Below are 2739 nucleotides of genomic sequence, written 5' to 3' on the forward strand. Positions count from 1 at the left end.
TTAAATTCAGGTGTAAATCGTGGTGTGCCCATACGCTCCTCCTATGCTCAAACTATAGGGCAGGATCGTCTACCGGGGTGGGGTCAGTCCAGTCGGCCACGGAGATTGTCAGCTTATTGAGTTTTGGCTGCGGGATACGCTCACTTTCCGTCTTCTATACGATGGAGGCTTAGCTATGTCTTCAGCCCTTGCTTCTCACCTAGAAAATAAGCGTCCTGATGGCAAAAACGATCTGGATATTGTCGTATTGAGCCATGTTGACGCAGACCATAGGAGAGGGATAAATGAGCTGCTCAAAAACCTTAGTATTTGTATTGGAGAAGTATGGTTACCTTGTCTGCCTACCTTTCGGCGATTAAAGTGGCTTTTTGCACCGCATGTACAAAGTGCAGTGACATTAGCTGAAGAGATTGAAGAGCTGGCTATCTCACGCGATATACGTGTTATCTATCCTCTCCAAGATCATATTCACCGTACAGAAACCGGTTCCGTAAGTGTCATATCTCCCGCGAGAAAGCTGATGAAAAAACTCTATAGCGCTCCTCTATCAGAGCTTCAGCCACTACTCACCCACACAACTTTGCCTCTGGAATGGTTAATCCGCTCCCAAATACAGCCCGATGATGAAAATACTATTCAACAAGATGTAAAGCTTTTCGACAGCCAAAATGCACTATTGCCCGATCAGTTACAGTTTAATGGCCATGAGGTTAAGAGCGATCAAGCCGCACTCAGCGTATTGAACAAATATAAAAAATCAATGGATGAACCCGATTTTTTCGGTCAGCATCTTGTAAATAATACTTCTCTTGTTCTGGTGATAGATATATTGCTTGAAGAGCACCATCGTCGACGTATCGTTCTTACTGGTGATCAAGAGAATTGGGTGTGGATCGCTTCAGAACATCCGATGGGGTTGGCAGCAGACGTTATGAAGGCTCCGCACCACGGAGGACGGGTATACCTGTCAGACAAAAGTGACGAAATAAGCGATGTAGAGCAATTTTGGCTATGGACTCGTCCACGTATTGTCACAGTCAGCGCCAATGGCAAGCACTCGCTACCGCACTGCCGTTTTCGCGAATCGGTGCGTATGATTGGTGCCACACTAGTTTGCCCCAACAAGCGCAATAAAGAATTGTTTTTTTCAGACACACAGCCTGAGGGGAAAACCTCTTGCGCACAGCATTTTGATTGCAACACCACAGATCAGCATCCTGTTCAGCGGATTAGTCTTTCAGCGCGCTGTGAATCACTGAACGCTGCAGCCTGCCTGAGCGGCAACGGACACCGTAGCCCGGCGCCGATCGTGGTGATGCAGCAAAAACTAATAGAACCAGATGAATCCTTCATTCGATGGACGCAAACTGAAGTAAGAAAGCATGCGCAGTGGTTGAACAAACAGCTTATCCGAAGAAGAACCGAGCAATTAGAAAAGCTTTCACTTACTGAACGTGCAAATAGTTGTTTCGAAAAGTATAGTCTTGATGAGATTATAGGAATATTTAACGGTCATGAACGTTTTGAACTTATTAATGATCCTGGTCCTGTAGTGCTTTATGCGCAATCACATGGGCTGCTATGGGCAGAAACACCTTACCGACAGATCGATAAAAGCGTAAAAATTGTTGCACCATTAACAGGCAAAGAGTACCAAGCGGCGCTAAAGCGCATCACGAAATTTGAGCATCTAATTTTTACTTCTGATGAAAAAATTGATGATCGAACTTTGCATTTGCGCGATAAATACGATTTTTTGAAGAGTGTTAATACTGAAGCATTACTCACATTGTCTGCACGTTGGGCAGGCATCCCCGACGGGGATTTTGCAAAGTATCTTGAATCACAATTATTTCATGATTTAATCAGTCAGTATGATTTCAGAGCAGTGAAATGGAACTATGGCCGTTATAATGAACCTCATTTAATTTTGCACCTTTATAAAAAGGATAGCTTCCCATTACCAAACTTCCTGCCAAGTGAATGGGGGATTAAATGGTTTTCCACAAACCATTATAAAAACGAAATAATCACTCTTGACCCAGCTAAGATGGTTCGTCTTTTTGATGACACATCCCAGTCAGTAATCCCACCAATAAGCTTCGGGTATGATAAAAATTCCTTTTGTTTACGCACGAATAACTTAATGGATTTCTATCAGAAAACACAAACAATAAAAGAAGATGGAGAGATCCATGAACAACTAAATTTTATGTCTGATGAGAAGCACCTTGCGTGGTTTGAACTCTAGGTTATGTTAATATGAACATCTGTGATGCAGATAGTTTAAAACTATCTGCATCAATGCAATTTGGTGACGAAATGGAACATTTACAATAACAGTCAGACTGTAAATATCCCTGCTTTAGTTCCACATACTTTTTGAGATTTCCATTTTTTTGACCTCTCCCCAATATCTGTACCAGGCTAAATCAGAGATCCGGACCTTTTTGATCTCCTCCCAATATCGGTGCCAAGATAAATCAGAGATCCGGGCCTTTTTGCAGACTTCGAACAAATTCTGCCGGAGTCTGGTTATTTAACGAAGAATGTGGCCGGTACTGATTGTATTCCTGTCGCCAGTGTTCAATTTTCTCCTGAGCATCTTCCAAAGACAGGAACCAGTGCACATTCAGACATTCATCCCGCTGACCCTGGCCCAAAATCAGTGCAGTGCTAAATCAGAGATCTTCGCCTTTCCGGAGACTTCGGATGAATTCAGCCGGAGTCATGTCATTT

General features: G+C 43.2%; 1 protein-coding gene and 1 pseudogene. One reads left to right on the forward strand and one right to left on the reverse strand.

Annotated elements, in window-relative coordinates; genetic code table 11:
- Positions 1–127: 127 nt before the first annotated feature.
- Entirely contained in the window at positions 128–2251 is a 2124-nt protein-coding gene (locus ACLJXE_RS24255) for an MBL fold metallo-hydrolase (RefSeq protein ID WP_410752235.1), read from the forward strand.
- Between the two features lie 232 nt (positions 2252–2483).
- Here the strand turns inward: ACLJXE_RS24255 and ACLJXE_RS24260 are convergent.
- Positions 2484–2648: pseudogene (locus ACLJXE_RS24260) on the reverse strand (integrase core domain-containing protein); the annotation flags it as partial.
- Between the last annotated feature and the right edge of the window lie 91 nt (positions 2649–2739).

Origin of the sequence: Citrobacter sp. U14242, assembly GCF_046555775.1 — a bacterium.
GTDB lineage: Bacteria > Pseudomonadota > Gammaproteobacteria > Enterobacterales > Enterobacteriaceae > Citrobacter.